General features: G+C 64.5%; 9 protein-coding genes. 7 read left to right on the forward strand and 2 right to left on the reverse strand.

Translation table 11 applies throughout. The features are described from left to right. Positions 1 to 70: 70 nt before the first annotated feature. Both LIX93_RS13715 and LIX93_RS13720 read left to right on the forward strand, forming a co-directional pair. Positions 71 to 1,186 (forward strand): glycosyltransferase, encoded by a 1,116-nt coding sequence (locus LIX93_RS13715; RefSeq protein ID WP_226504598.1) that lies wholly within the window; start codon positions 71 to 73, stop codon positions 1,184 to 1,186. After that, positions 1,179 to 2,264: a hypothetical protein gene (locus tag LIX93_RS13720; RefSeq protein ID WP_226504599.1), complete on the forward strand. Its 1,086-nt coding sequence runs from the start codon at positions 1,179 to 1,181 to the stop codon at positions 2,262 to 2,264. Before LIX93_RS13715 ends, LIX93_RS13720 begins: the two co-directional genes overlap by 8 nt. Here the strand turns inward: LIX93_RS13720 and LIX93_RS13725 are convergent. After that, positions 2,245 to 3,078 carry a galactosyltransferase-related protein gene (locus LIX93_RS13725; RefSeq protein WP_226504600.1) on the reverse strand — a complete coding sequence of 278 codons (834 nt, stop codon included), beginning with the start codon at positions 3,076 to 3,078 and terminating at the stop codon, positions 2,245 to 2,247. The genes LIX93_RS13720 and LIX93_RS13725 overlap by 20 nt on opposite strands. 140 nt (positions 3,079 to 3,218) lie before the next feature. Between LIX93_RS13725 and LIX93_RS13730 the strand changes: the two genes are divergently transcribed. From LIX93_RS13730 to LIX93_RS13750, 5 genes are all read left to right on the forward strand, one after another. Beyond that, on the forward strand, positions 3,219 to 3,365 hold the full coding sequence (locus tag LIX93_RS13730; protein ID WP_226504601.1) for a hypothetical protein: 147 nt from the start codon (positions 3,219 to 3,221) through the stop codon (positions 3,363 to 3,365). 165 nt (positions 3,366 to 3,530) lie between these two features. Beyond that, complete coding sequence (locus LIX93_RS13735) at positions 3,531 to 7,295, forward strand: CheR family methyltransferase (protein ID WP_226504602.1); 3,765 nt, start codon at positions 3,531 to 3,533, stop codon at positions 7,293 to 7,295. Between the two features lie 241 nt (positions 7,296 to 7,536). Continuing rightward, positions 7,537 to 9,786: an EAL domain-containing protein gene (locus tag LIX93_RS13740; protein ID WP_226504603.1), complete on the forward strand. Its 2,250-nt coding sequence runs from the start codon at positions 7,537 to 7,539 to the stop codon at positions 9,784 to 9,786. A 265-nt stretch (positions 9,787 to 10,051) separates the two neighbouring features. Further along, positions 10,052 to 10,312, forward strand: coding sequence for a hypothetical protein (locus tag LIX93_RS13745; RefSeq protein ID WP_226504604.1), 261 nt, complete (start codon positions 10,052 to 10,054; stop codon positions 10,310 to 10,312). 127 nt (positions 10,313 to 10,439) lie between these two features. Continuing rightward, on the forward strand, positions 10,440 to 12,797 hold the full coding sequence (locus LIX93_RS13750; protein ID WP_226504605.1) for an FdhF/YdeP family oxidoreductase: 2,358 nt from the start codon (positions 10,440 to 10,442) through the stop codon (positions 12,795 to 12,797). A gap of 117 nt (positions 12,798 to 12,914) precedes the next feature. Here the strand turns inward: LIX93_RS13750 and LIX93_RS13755 are convergent, their stop codons facing one another. Continuing rightward, positions 12,915 to 14,012: a catalase family protein gene (locus LIX93_RS13755; protein WP_226504606.1), complete on the reverse strand. Its 1,098-nt coding sequence runs from the start codon at positions 14,010 to 14,012 to the stop codon at positions 12,915 to 12,917. Positions 14,013 to 14,207 lie beyond the last annotated feature (195 nt).

Raw genomic sequence — 14,207 nt, forward strand, 5'->3', positions numbered from 1 at the left:
CCACCGCCTGAAAAACCGAACCATTTGCCCCACGCCGTCCTCGAACAGCAACAACTGTCGAGAAGCTGCCATGCGCATCGGTGTCCTCACCCACCTCAAACACCCGGTTCGTCAACCCTTCCCCGGCGGCCTGGAGGCGTTCACCTATGATGCGACGCTAGGCCTGCGCGACCTCGGCCACGACGTCACTCTGTTCGCCAGCTCCTCCAGCGCCGCAGAACTGCACGCGGTACCGATCCTCGATGACAGCACCTACCAGCACGGCAACCGCCCGCTCGCCAGCGAGTACATCGACGAGCACCATGCCTACCTCAAGACCCTGCTGCAGATCGACCGCTACGGTTTCGACGTGATCTTCAACAACAGCCTGCACTACGTGCCCGTGACCATGGCGTCGCTGATCCACACGCCCATGCTCACGGTGCTGCACACACCTCCGTTTTTCGAATTGGTCGAGGCCCTGAGCAATACGCGTCGCAGCGGCTGGTTCTGCACCTGTTCGACTGCCAATGCCCGCGCCTGGCGCGCCCAGGTGCCGGACTGTGAAGTGATCGCCAACGGTATCGACCTGGATTTCTGGTACCCGCGCGGCACGGTCGGCGAGCATGTGCTGTGGTTCGGCCGACTGATCCCCGATAAAGGCCCACAGCTGGCGATCGCCGCAGCGCTGCAGGCCGGCGTACAACTGCGCCTGGCTGGGCAGATCACTGATCAGGCATTTTTCGACGAACAGATCGCCCCGCACCTAAGTGAACAGATCCGCTACCTCGGCCACCTCGATCGCGAGGCGCTGGCCGCCGAACTGGCCAGCGCCTCGGCGGCGTTGGTCACGCCCTGCTGGGAAGAACCCTTCGGCCTGGTAGTGGCCGAAGCCCTGGCCTGTGGCACTCCAGTCGCCGCCTTCGCCCGCGGCGCGTTGCCCGAACTGCTCAACGAGGACACCGGGGCCCTGGCCCCGGCCGGTGATGTGCCGGCGCTGGCCGAGGCCCTGCTCGTCGCCCGCGGCAAATCCCGCGTAGCCTGCCGTGAACGTGCCGAGGCGCAATGGAGCCATGCGCTGATGCTCAAACGTTACGAGAAGCTCCTCTACGAAGTGATGGCCGCCCATGCCGAACAGCAGCGCGACAATCGATCAACCGCGCCAGCCATGCCGGCCAGAGCGCAGCTGGGTGGCCATAATGGCTGAGGCGCCATTCTCAGGCGCAGACGCCACCCCTCAGGTCGGTTACTACGTTCACCACCACGGCCATGGCCATTGGCGCCGCGCCCAGGCCATCGCCGAACACCTCCAGTGCCCGGTCACGCTGATCGGCAGCCACCTGCCGCCGCTCCCGGCACCGCTCCAACGCCTGGACCTGCCCGCCGACACCGCCCCAGGCATGCAGGTCGAACGCTTCGCCACGCTGCACTACGCGCCCTTGGCCGTCGACGGCCTGCGCGAGCGCATGGCGCTGCTGACGGACTGGATGAACCGCCACTGGCCGTGCCTGCTGGTGGTCGATGTTTCGGTCGAGGTGGCCCTGCTCGCGCGCCTGCTGGGCGTTCCGACGGTGTACATCCGCCAGCACGGTCAGCGCGACGACCCTGCCCACCTGCAGGCCTATGCCTGTGCCTCGGCCCTGTTGGCGCCGTGGCCGGCCTTGATGGAAAGCCTCGATGCCGAGCGCCCAGGCACCCCCGCCATCGTGGACCACACTCGCTACAGCGGCTGGCTGTCGCGTTACCCTCAAGGCCGCAACGCCGCCGCTGAAACCGGCCGGGTACTGGTGATCATCGGCCAGGGCGGCACCGCCATCGGCACTTGCGAGTTGCTCGCCTTGGCCCAGGCTTGCCCAAGCTATCAATTCAGAGTCATCGGCTTGGCGCCCGACCACGGCCGGCTGTGCGCCGCCAACTTGGTCGATCTGGGCCAGGTGCCTGAGCCCTTCGACGAACTGTGCCGCGCCGAAATCGTCATCGGCAGCGCCGGCGATGGCGTGGTCTCCGAAGCCGCCAGCCTGGGCTGTCGCTATGTGGCCATTGCCGAATCGCGACCGTTCGATGAACAGCTGCACCAGGCCCGACGCTTGCAGGCTTTAGGCCTGGCCATCGGCCTGGATGCCTGGCCTGCTGCCGAGCACTGGCCGCAACTGCTGCAACAGGCTCGCGCCCTGGACCCTGGGCAATGGCAACGCGGCGGCCCGATGGCTGATTCGCCCGCGCACGCGGCACGGATCATTGAAGACACCCTGCGCGAACACTTCGTCAGTAGCCCCGCGTCGTAAGGCAAGCGTCGATCTGCGCCTGACTGGGCAGGCGCAGCACTTCAAGCTCGCTCGCCGTCCAGCGCACCAGCCCGCGCTCCACGAAGCCCTGCAGCCAGCCCTCCATCGGCCAGCGTTGCCATTGCCGATAAAACCGCTGGGCGTTGGCGACGATGGCTTCAAGGTGATTGAGCGGGGGATCGTACATCGGGTGGTATTGATGAAAGGCCAACGCCGCGGCGCTCAACAGCGTCACCCCTTGCGCCTGCGCCCGAAACGCAAAGTCGGTGTCCTCACCGCCATAGCCTGCGTACCCCTCATCGAAGCCGCCGATGCGCGCGAAGGTCGCGGCGCTGCACGCGAAGTTCAGCGACCAGAACAGCGCATAAGGCATGGCTGTGCCCGGCGCCGTCCGATGCACCGCCAACGGATGCGCCACCGCGTCACGCAGCAACGACGCCGCGCTCCACTGCGCAGTGCTGGCAGCCTCGGGCAGATAGCGCACCTCGCCCAAGTGCAGGGCCTGCGGGTGTGCATGGAGCGCCTGGGTATAGGTGGCGATCAAGTCGGCCGCCGGGATGCAATCGACATCGAGGAACACCCACTCTGCGCCCTGGCCAGTCACAGCGTTGCGCGCTCGCGCCAAGGGCAAGCGTCCATCAGGCTCGTCAATGCGCAACGCATGGATCGGGAAGTGCGGGCTGTGCAGTGCCAGCGGCGGCTGATTCATGAACACCACCCACAGCCCGGCGATCGGCTGGGTCGAACGTTCGAGGCCGAGAATCAGATTGCGCAGTTGCCGCTCGCGGCCGTGGACCAGGGTGATGACGTTCATGCAGCGCTCCGAAGGATCAGTCAGCAATGGACCCTGCCCGCACAGAGATGATTCCCACCCGTCAGCGCTGCGCCGGCCCAACGCACCAATGGCCCCAGCGCTGGTCTAAACAGACTACCCGTCGCAGGAGCGCTACGCATATGACTCTTCCCCGCCCACCGGATGCCGTCCCCGATCCCGCCGATCCCGATGACGAAGACCTGATCAACGATCCGGGCAATGAAGACCCGGGGTCCATCGAAAAGGACGCGCTGGTGCCTCTGATCGAGGATGAAGACGCGCCCTGATCGCGTCCGCAAGCGCTCCAAGGGGCGGTAATCGGCAGGCCCGTCCCGCTGCCAGCGGCTCCGGCGCGCACTGCTTTTCGCAAATCCGCCCCGCGCGCTATATGCTGGCGGATATTTTCCATTGCGAGCAGCGCGCACCCTCGCCTGCCGACCCAAGGCCTGCCAATGACAACGACGTCCTCCAGCGCTGTGCAGCGTGATCACCGCCCTTCCAGCAGCCTGGCGTTCCCGGTGGTCGGCATCGGCGCCTCGGCCGGCGGCCTGCAGGCCATCAAGGAATTCTTCGAGTACGCCCCGCGCGATACCGGCATGGCCTTCGTGGTCATTTTGCACCTGTCCCCCGATCACCAGAGCGTCGCAGGCAAGATCATCCAGGACTCCACGCGCATGCCAGTGCTGCAAGTAAGCGAAGGCGTGCCCATCGAAGCCAACCACGTCTATGTGATCTCCCCGGCGCAAACACTGAGCATGGACAATGGCTGGCTGCGCATCGAGCCGCCGCAACCGCGCAACGGCGTGCATGTGGCGATCGATCTTTTTTTCCGCGCGCTGGCCGACGTGCATCAGGAGCGAGCCTTTTGCATCGTGCTTTCGGGCACCGGATCCGACGGCGCCGTGGGCCTGACACGCATCAAGGAACAGGGCGGCGTGACCATGGCCCAGGCGTTGGACGATGCCGAGTTCGACGCCATGCCGCGCGCCGCCATCGCCACGCAGATGGTCGACCTGGTGCTGCCCGTGGCACAGATGCCGGCCAAACTGGTGGAGCTCTGGCACAACTCGCGCTTCATCCAGCTGCCATTGCCCAGCGAAGACACGCTGTTGCGGCCTACCAGCGAGCGCGAGGCCGTGGCCGCCGAACAATTGCTGCAGGACATCCTCGGGCAACTGCGCACCGGCACCGGTCACGACTTCAAGCACTACAAGCGCGCCACGGTGCTGCGCCGCATCGAGCGCCGCATGCAGGTCACCGCCCAGCCCGACCTGCGCGCCTACTATCTGTACCTGCAGGACCGCCCTGAAGAGACCCGCGCGCTGCTCGACGACATGCTTATCGGCGTCACCAACTTCTTCCGCGACCACGAAGCCTTCGACGCCCTGGAGCGCGATGTGCTGCCCCTGGTGGTCAATGGCGGCGACGGACCCCGGCCGGAAAAGGACGAGATCCGCGTGTGGTCGGCGGGTTGTTCGACCGGCGAAGAAGCCTACAGTCTGGCCATGGCGTTCGGCGACCGCATGCTCGCCGACGACAGCCAGGCCAAGCTGCAGGTATTCGCCACCGACATCGACGAGCGCGCCATCAGCCATGGCCGCCTGGGCCTCTACAACCAGGCGATCATCACCGACGTGCCAGCCGCGCGCCTGCGTCAGTACTTCCTCAAGGAAGAAGACCACTTTCGCATCCGCAAGGAAGTCCGCGAGCGGGTGTTGTTCGCCAAGCACAGCCTGCTCTCGGACCCACCCTTCTCGCAGATCGACCTTATCACCTGCCGTAACCTGCTGATCTACCTCGACCGCGAGGTGCAGCGCGAAATCCTGCAGATGTTCCACTTCGCTCTGCGACCGGGCGGCTACCTGTTCCTCGGCTCGTCAGAATCGGCCGATGCCTGCCCCGATCTGTTCGCGCCCCTGGACAAACGCAACCGCATCTTCCGCGCCAAGACCGGCACCGCCACCAGCCGCCGCACCCCAACCATGCCGCGCGGCGGCTACGTGCGCAGTCAGCCCACTATCAAGCCGGATCAGGCACTGGCACCGCGCAAGCTGTCGGTGGCCGACATCCACCTGCGCGCCATCGAAAAAAGCGCACCGCCCAGCCTGATCGTCGACGCCAACGCCGACATCCTGCACATGACTGAAAGCGTCGGCCGCTATCTGCGCATGGTCGGCGGCGAACTGAGCCGCAATCTGCTGACCCTGATCCACCCCGACCTGCGCCTGGAAATCCGTACCGCGCTGTTTCAGATGCACCAGAGCGGCGCAGCGGTACGCTCGCGCCAGGTCCAGGTCGAACGCGAGGGGCGCTCCTACCTGATCGAGCTGACCGCCCAGCCTTACAAGGATGCCGAAGTCGAAGGCGAGTTCGCCCTGGTGCTGATCGCTGAAACCGAGCTCGATGCCGCCGAACAGCACGTACGGGCCGCAGTGCAAACCGACAACCAGGTGCTCTCCAACCTCGAGCGCGAGTTGCAGCGCACCAAGCTGCACCTGCAGGACACCATCGAACAGGCCGAGGTCTCCAGCGAAGAACTCAAGGCCTCAAACGAAGAAATGCAGGCCATCAACGAAGAGCTGCGCTCGGCCACCGAAGAGCTCGAAACCAGCAAGGAAGAGCTGCAGTCGATCAATGAAGAACTGCTCACGGTCAACTACGAGCTGAAGACCAAGGTTGAAGAAACCGACAAGATCAACGATTACCTGACCAATCTCATCGCCTCCACCGACATCGCCACGGTGTTCGTCGACCGCAGCATGCGCATCAAATGGTTCACCCCGCGCGCCACCGAGATCTTCAGCATGCTGCCGGTCGACACTGGCCGTTCGCTGCTCGATATCACCCATCGCCTGGATTACGTCAACCTGGCCGGCGACGCCGCCAGCGTGTTCGAGACACTGAACTTGATCGAGCGCGAGGTCAGCAGCACCGATCAGCGCTGGTACATCGTGCGCCTGCTGCCTTATCGCTCCAGCGAAGACCACATCGACGGCACAGTGCTGACCTTCATCGATATCACTCAGCGGCGCCTGGCCGAAGAGGAACTGCGCCGCAGCGAAGAGGCCATGCGCCAGGCGGTGAGCCAACGCTCCACCAGCCTCAAGGACGAGTTTTTCGCGGTCATGTCCCACGAACTCAAGCATCCGCTCAACCTCATCCAGCTCAACGCCGAACTGCTGCGCCGCTTGCCCGACTTCAACAAGCCGGGCCAGGTGGCCAAGTCGCTGGACACCATCCGCGATGCGGTCAGCAACCAGGCGCGGATCATCGACGACCTGCTCGATGAAGCCCGCGTGCGCACCGGCAAGCTCAAGCTGATGCGCGGCCCGCTCGATCTGGTCAGCGTGCTGCGCGGCATTCACAACGTGGTCAATCTCGACGAGCTGGGCCATGAGGTGCATCTGCAAGTGCCCGGCGCCGCAGAGCCGGCACTGATCATCGACGCCGACCCGACGCGCCTCGAACAGGTGCTGTGGAACCTGATCAACAACGCCCTGAAGTTCACCCCGTCGCCAGGCAAGATCTGGATGGTCGCCGAGCGCGACCACGACATGGCGCGGGTGCGCATCATCGACAGTGGCGTCGGCATCAGCGCCGAGCACCTGGGCAAGGTCTTCGATCTGTTCGGGCAGGCCGGCGGCGCCCACTCCACCTATCAGCGCGAAGGTCTGGGAATCGGCCTGTCGCTGGTCAAGCAACTGACCGAAGCCCACGGCGGTCGCGTTCAGGTCGAATCCGACGGCATTGGCCGCGGCAGCACTTTCACCCTCTGGCTGCCATTGAACCTGCACGAGTGCGAACGTCCGCCGGTGGAGTTCAAGGAACAGGCCGGGCGCCTCAAGGGCTTGACGGTGCTGCTGGTCGACGACGCCCCCGAAGTGCTCGAAACCTTGCAGATGCTGCTGGAAATGGAAGAAGCCCAGGTCACTGCCTTCAGCGACCCGCTGCTGGCGCTGGAAGCCGCGAGCCGGCAGCTGTTCGACCTGATCGTATCGGACATCGGCATGCCGAAGATGAACGGTCACGAGCTGATGAGTGCCCTGCGTATGCTGCCCAACACCAAGGACACCCCCAGCCTGGCCCTGACCGGCTATGGCGCCAACGACGACGCGCTCAAGGCCCGCAGCGCCGGCTTCACCCGGCACCTGGGCAAGCCGGTGGCCTATGACGACCTGATCGACGCTCTGGAAGAGATCCGTGAACCACTGCGCTGATAAGGCCCTTGGCGTGACCCCAAGGTCCCGTGAACCGGGTCACGCTTCGGGTCATTGACTGGCCAAAAACTGGACGTTCGTCGGAAATCCGCCAAACTTCATTCATCTACCGTGCTACGGGTCCGATACACCGGCTGTAGACAAAAGACTTCAGGGACGTGTCCGGGCCCGCTCGTCGGCCTCATGAACACAGTCGTCGGCAATGTCGCCGCGCACAGGCAAAACCCACGCCAAGGTATCGATGAGCAAAGGACTTCACTCTCCGTATTCGCGCAAGGACCCTTGGTGGCGGCGCTACGGCCATTTTCTGCTGCCGGTCTGCGTCTTGCTGATCGGCCTGGCGCTGTCGGTGTTCGTCGGTCTGCTGGACCTGCAACACCGTGGCAGCGAAGAGCGCGCCGACATCCGCCTGCGCCTGAGCCTGCTCAGCGCCCAGGCACAGACCCAGGTGCGCAACACCTTCAGCCAGACCGAAGGCATCACCCAACTGCTGAGCGTCGACGGCGGCATCAGCGCCGCGCATTTTCACGGCATGACCGACGAGGCCAAGGCCGCGGTGCCGGCGTTGCAGCACATCGTCCTGGCCCCCAAGGACGTGATCAGCGACGTCTGGCCACTGGCAGGCAACGAAATCCTCATCGGCCTGGATTTTCGCAATATCCCCGATCAATACCCCATGGTGCACCTGTCGCGGGCGCTGGGTATTCCCATCCTCACCGGCCCCATCGACCTGATCCAGGGCGGCCGCGCGCTGGTCTACCGGCGCCCGGTGTTCCAGGCTTCCGGCACCGGCTCCACGCAATACTGGGGCATGGTCTCGGTGGCCGTCGACGTCGATGCGCTGATTCGCGCCACCGGCATGAATACCGACGGCCCGCTGGCACTGGCATTGCGCGACCGGCAGAACAGACCCGTGTGGGGCGACCAGAGCAGTTTCGACAACGATCCAGTGACCACCGGCGTCGAAATCCCGGGCGGGCGCTGGCAGCTGGCGGGCGTACCGCGCGGCGGTTGGTCGGCGTTCACCCTCCTCGACTCCACGGTGTTCGCCCTGAGCCTGTTCGCCACCGCGATATTCACCGCGTTCGCACTGCAGATGAGCCGCACCCAGATCCTCATGCGCCGGCGTAACGACGAGCTCAACGGCGAGATCAACGAACGCCTGCAGGCTGAGCAGCGGCTGGCGCAACTGGCCCACTACGACTCGATCACGGGCCTGGCCAACCGCGTGCTGTTTCGCCAACGGCTGGTCCAGGCCATCGAATCGGTGGTGGGCCAGCGTTCCTTTCTGGCGGTGATGATTCTCGACATCGACGGCTTCAAGTCCATCAACGACACCCTTGGCCACGCCATGGGTGACCTGCTGCTGCGCCATGCCACCCAGCGTTTCGTCGACAGCGTGCACGGTGGCGATACGGTTGCGCGACTGGGTGGCGACGAGTTCGGTTTCATCCTCCAGCACCTGGAGCATCCCGAAGACGCCGTGCACGTGGTGGGTCAGTTGTTGCGTTCGCTGGCCCTGCCCTTCGATCTCAATGGTAACGCCGCGCTGGTGACCGCCAGCATCGGCGTTGCAATCTGCCCGCTGGACGGCAGCAACGCCGAGGACCTGCTGCGCCATGCCGATACGGCGATGTACAGCGCCAAGGAGTCGGGCCGTAACGATTTTCGCTTCTACCAGGCGGCCATGACCCAGCAGATCAAACGCCGGGTCGACATGGAGCACGCGTTGCGCCGGGCCTTGGGCCAAGGCGAGTTCGAGGTCTGGTATCAGCCGCGCCTGAACCTGTCCAACGGCCAACTCGAAGGCGCCGAAGCGCTGCTGCGTTGGCGCGATCCGCAACTGGGGCTGATCATGCCCAGCGATTTCATCCCGCTGGCCGAGCGTACCGGGCAGATTATCGCCATCGGCGAATGGGTACTCGACCAGGCCTGCCAGCACATCCGCGACTGGCGTGCTCAGGGCTGCCTGATCGACAGGGTGGCAGTCAATGTCGCGGCGCCGCAGATCGAACGCAGCGATTTCGTCGGTACGGTGCGCGCGGCGCTGTCGCGTCACCAATTGCCCGGCGAAGCGCTGGAAGTGGAAGTCACTGAAAGCCTGCTGCTCGAAAGTCACGAGGCGGCCAGCGGCGTGTTGCGCGAATTGCAGAGCATGGGCGTGACCACTGCCATCGACGACTTCGGCACCGGCTACTCGTCGATGGCCTACCTCAAGCGCCTGCCCATCGACCACCTCAAAGTCGATCAGGCGTTTATCCGCGATCTGCCTAACGACCAGGGCGACGTGGCGATCGTGCAGGCGATTATCGCCCTCAAGCGCGCGATGAATTTTCGCATGACCGCCGAAGGCATCGAGACCCGTGCCCAGTACGAGTTTCTTCGCGACGCGGGCTGCGATGCCGGTCAGGGGTATTTCATCAGTCGGCCGCTGCCGGCGGCGGAGTTCGCCAGCTGGCTGTTGCGTCATGGGGCGTGCGCGGTCGTGTGAGGGCCATCGGTGGCCTTGCCATGAGGAGGGATATTCCTCAGTGCATCGGTATCTGCGCCCTCCGGCGAGCGGGGCCGTGCAACCCTTATTCCGTTTCGTCAGCCGAATGGCAGACCGGCTATTTCCGTCCAATGGTCGGATCGATATCGCCGCACGCAGGTCAAATATTTGGATCGGATCGCGCCAGCCTTCGCGACATTTCTCAATTGGCAGAACATTCGTCAAACATGAATGGCTGTCCCCCCGCCTTATCAAGGAATCGACAATGGCCTCAATCGAAGAAGTGCTCGACAGCCTGGATCCACCACTGAAGCATTCCTGTGAACGACAGGGCAGCAGCTTGCGGCTGGTCCTCACCGACCCCGCTGTACACCAAAGCGTGGAGCGGCGCCTGACGCCCAAGGAGCTGCAAAACTCCTTGGCATTCCAGATGGTGCTGCTGTACGCCGTCAACGAAATACGCGGATTAGGCTCGCACGCCAGACTTGAGGTCCTGCCGCCAGTGGATCCGATCAATTTGGACTGACCGTCCTGAATCCGCCTTGGCAGCGCAGTCTTCATCTACGAAGTTCGAACCTTTGCTTGCAGCCTCTCGTCGTAACTGCAGGGCCCGTTCAATCGAGGCCCTGCCCCTAGGTGACGAGGACTGCGACATGAACATCATCCATCCCCAGGCAGCCCGCTATCGCCCTTACGCTGACGCCTCCGGAGGCTGGGGCTCGGCGTTTTCGGTGATGAACATTCTCTGGCGCCAACAAGCCCTCGCCCAGGCCCCTTTGGCCTTGTTCAAGCAGAACAAGCCTGATGGCTTCGCCTGTGTCAGCTGCGCCTGGGCCAAGCCCGGCAATCCCCACGCGCTGGAGTTCTGCGAAAACGGCGCCAAAGCCACGGCGTGGGAGTTGACGTCCAAGAAGACCGGTCCGGATTTCTTCGCCCAGCACCCGGTCAGCGAACTGCGCAACTGGAGCGACTACGACCTCGAGCGCCACGGGCGCCTGACCCATCCGTTGCGCTTCGATGCCGCCAGCGGCCATTACCAGGCTGTCGAATGGGAGCAGGCCTACCGCGAGATCGGTGCGCAATTGCGCACGCTCGCGCCCGACAGCGTGGTGTTCTACGCCTCTGGTCGCGCTTCGCTCGAAGCCTCGTTCATGTGGCAGCTGTTCGCCCGTGCGTTCGGCACCAACAACCTGCCCGACAGCTCCAACATGTGCCACGAGAGCACCTCAGTGGGCTTGCAGGAGAGCATCGGCGTGCCGGTGGGCACGGTGACCCTGGCCGATTTCGAGCACACCGACTGCATCTTTTTCTTCGGCCAGAACGTCGGCAGCAACAGCCCGCGCATGCTCCATCCGCTGCAGGAAGCGCGCAAGCGCCAAGTGCCGATCATCACCTTCAACCCGATACGCGAGCGCGGCCTGGAGCGTTTCGTCAATCCACAGTCGCCGACCGAAATGCTTGGCCCGGAATCGACCATCATCAGCACCCAGTACCATCAGGTGAAGATCGGCGGCGATACTGCGGCGGTCATGGGCATCATCAAAGCGCTGCTGGCGATGGACCGCCAAGCGTCGGCCCAGGGGCGCGCGGCAGTGCTCGACCACGCATTCATCGCGCAGCACACCGAAGGTCTCGACAGCCTGGTTGCCGAGGCCGACGGGCACGAGTGGGCGCAGCTCGAACGGCGTTCGGGCCTCGATCGCGGTGCCATGGAGGCCGCCGCCACGGTCTATGCGCGCAGCGACAAGGTGATGATCGTCTACGGCATGGGCATGACCCAGCACCGCCACGGCGTGCAGAACGTGCAGATGCTGGTCAACCTGTTGCTGCTGCGCGGCAACATCGGCAAGGTCGGCGCCGGGATCTGCCCGGTGCGCGGCCATTCCAACGTGCAGGGCCAGCGCACGGTAGGTATTACCGAAGACCCGGCCAAGGTGCCGAAGGACAAGCTCGAAGCGCTGTTCGGTATCCAGGTGCCGCCCCACAAGGGCCTGGCCACAGTGGACGCCTGCAAGGGCATTCTCGATGGCAGCGTGAAGGGCTTTATCGGCCTGGGCGGCAACTTCCTGCGGGCCGTGCCGGACACCAGCCGCATGGAGCCGGCTTGGGAGGGCCTGAGCCTGAACGTGCAAGTGGCCACCAAGCTCAATCGCACGCATCTGTTCCCCGGCAGCAACGGCTGGCTGCTGCCGTGCCTGGGGCGCATCGAAAGCGACCGACAGGACGGTGTCGAGCAGGTCTACAGCACCGAAGACAGCACCGGCTGCGTCAGGGCCTGGAAAGGCACCAGCACCCCGGCCAGCGAGCACCTGCGCGCTGAAGTGGCGATTATCGCCGCCCTCGCCCAGGCCACACTGAGCGGTGCCGAACGCGTGCCGTGGGAGGCTTGGCGGCGGGACTATGCCCTGATCCGCGCGGCCATCGCCGAGGTCTACCCGCAGATCTTCCACGACATGGAAACGCGCATGTGGGAGCCCGGCGGTTTCCATCGGCCATTGGGCGCTTATGAACGCAAGTGGACCACGCCGTCGGGCAAGGCGCAGTTCGTCGCCCCGCAGGGTTTGGATGAGGACGATGATGTCGCCACCTCGCCAAGCCGCCGCGACGTGCTGCAACTGATGACGCTGCGCAGCAACGATCAGTTCAACACCACGGTGTATGGCTACAACGACCGCTTTCGCGGGGTGCAGGGGACACGCACGGTGATTTTCCTCAATCGCAGCGACATCGTCCGTTTCGGCCTCGCGGCGGGAGACTGGGTGACGGTACGCACGGCTATCGAGCCCGAGGTGCTGCGGGAAGTGGGGCCGCTGCAGATCATCGCCTACGACATCCCGGCTGGCTGCGCGGCGGCCTACTACCCTGAGTGCAACGCCTTGGTGCCGCTGTGGCACCACGCCGAACGCAGCAAGGTGCCAGCGGCCAAGTCGGTGCCGGTGACCCTGCGCAAGGTGCAGCCGGGGCCTGCGGATCTTGAGCATGCGCTGCCGACGAAAGACCAGGTGGCCTGAAAGGGCTGTAACAAGGTTGATGGGCCCTTTTGCCGCCGAACGCGCACCCTATGCAAGCAAGGGTGCGCGTTCGGCGACGACAGGGCCCATTGGATTCAGCCCATAGCTAGGATCAGCCTAACGCGGCTCATGCATCGGGCAACCGTTGTGCGTGGCGCGAAACCCCGACGACATCTCATACGCCGGCTTGCGCACGCGCATCACTCCCCCCAGCGGCCGATGCTGCGCCAACCCGTGCCAAGGGCTGAACGCCATGCCGTCGTCGATATCCCTGACCCCTTCGCTGCTCCAGGCCGGCTGCGCCGGGACTTCAATGCGCGCCACCGTCACATAGGGGCTGAGGTCTTCGGGCCAGGTCACCGAGGCGTCTTCGATCGGCATCTTCTCGGCATCGGTGGCCAGCTGGATGCGCACCTCCCAGATCCCGCCCTGCGTGCTGAAGTACTCGCTCACCGCCTGGCGCAGGCCATCAGGATTGTCGTCCAGATCCACCGGCTGGTCGGTCAAGGCCGTCAGCGACGGCGCCACCGGCACCACCGCCAACTTGGCGTAATACGGCCCGTAAAGGAACGGCACCACGGTGTTGAAGCTCTCGCCCAGGACATGGGTCTTCGGGTGGCCACCCAGGCTCTTGAGGGTCCCGCTTTCACCGCCCATGGACTCGATGGCCGACTCGACGCCACGCAACACGGCCGACAACGCCTTTTTCAATCCGGGGCCTTTGTCGGTGGTCTTGGCCAGCAGTTTCAGGGTCTTGAGGAACGCCTTGGGCGTCGGCGCGGTAAAGGCCTTGGCGTTCTGCATGACGAAGTCCTGAGTCACGTCACCTTCGCTGCCCGGCAACCGCGCGCCCTCTACGCCAATGATCTTCAGCGCCAGTCCGCGAGGGGTCGAGACTTTGTCGTCGAGCACGTCGCCTGGGTTGGTGGAAAAGCGCAGGACCACCGGCAGTGTGCCCGGCGTGGCGAATGCGCCCTGGGCAAACTCCGGCGCCAGATTGTCCAGCACGGTGATATGGCCGCGTAGCAGCCCGTGACCCTTGGCGTGCACGCTGCGGTAGGCGTGACCGTGATCATCGAAGGTGGTCTGCATGATGCCGCGCAGGGTGTCGGCCAGCTCCTTGGCGGTTTCGGCTTCGTCTTCCGGGATTTGCTCGAAGGACGGCTGAAACGGAATCGGGTGCACAGTGGATCGGGTCGCGGGAAGATCGCTCATCGGTGTTTCCTCAGGGGCTGGTCATCACGAGCAACGGTGCTGAGCACTATGAATGTGCTACTCGCGAGTCGCTGCACTGCGGATGACTGGCAGGCGCGTGCGGATGTTCAAATGGCTTGCTGATTATGACGACCAGTGGCTCGGCAATGGATTTGCAGGAGGCTGGTAGCGCTTGCGACAACGCCCCTGATGCTC

Source organism: Pseudomonas sp. MWU16-30317 (assembly GCF_020515695.1).
Classification (GTDB): Bacteria; Pseudomonadota; Gammaproteobacteria; order Pseudomonadales; family Pseudomonadaceae; genus Aquipseudomonas.

Excerpts from the sequence above, each read along its gene's own strand:
- LIX93_RS13750 (WP_226504605.1), top strand. The coding sequence starts at position 10,440 with ATGAACATCATCCATCCCCAGGCAGCCCGCTATCGCCCTTACGCTGAC.
- LIX93_RS13740 (WP_226504603.1), top strand. The coding sequence starts at position 7,537 with ATGAGCAAAGGACTTCACTCTCCGTATTCGCGCAAGGACCCTTGGTGG.
- LIX93_RS13755 (WP_226504606.1), bottom strand. The coding sequence starts at position 14,012 with ATGAGCGATCTTCCCGCGACCCGATCCACTGTGCACCCGATTCCGTTT.
- LIX93_RS13735 (WP_226504602.1), top strand. The coding sequence starts at position 3,531 with ATGACAACGACGTCCTCCAGCGCTGTGCAGCGTGATCACCGCCCTTCC.
- LIX93_RS13730 (WP_226504601.1), top strand. The coding sequence starts at position 3,219 with ATGACTCTTCCCCGCCCACCGGATGCCGTCCCCGATCCCGCCGATCCC.
- LIX93_RS13720 (WP_226504599.1), top strand. The coding sequence starts at position 1,179 with ATGGCTGAGGCGCCATTCTCAGGCGCAGACGCCACCCCTCAGGTCGGT.
- LIX93_RS13715 (WP_226504598.1), top strand. The coding sequence starts at position 71 with ATGCGCATCGGTGTCCTCACCCACCTCAAACACCCGGTTCGTCAACCC.
- LIX93_RS13725 (WP_226504600.1), bottom strand. The coding sequence starts at position 3,078 with ATGAACGTCATCACCCTGGTCCACGGCCGCGAGCGGCAACTGCGCAAT.
- LIX93_RS13745 (WP_226504604.1), top strand. The coding sequence starts at position 10,052 with ATGGCCTCAATCGAAGAAGTGCTCGACAGCCTGGATCCACCACTGAAG.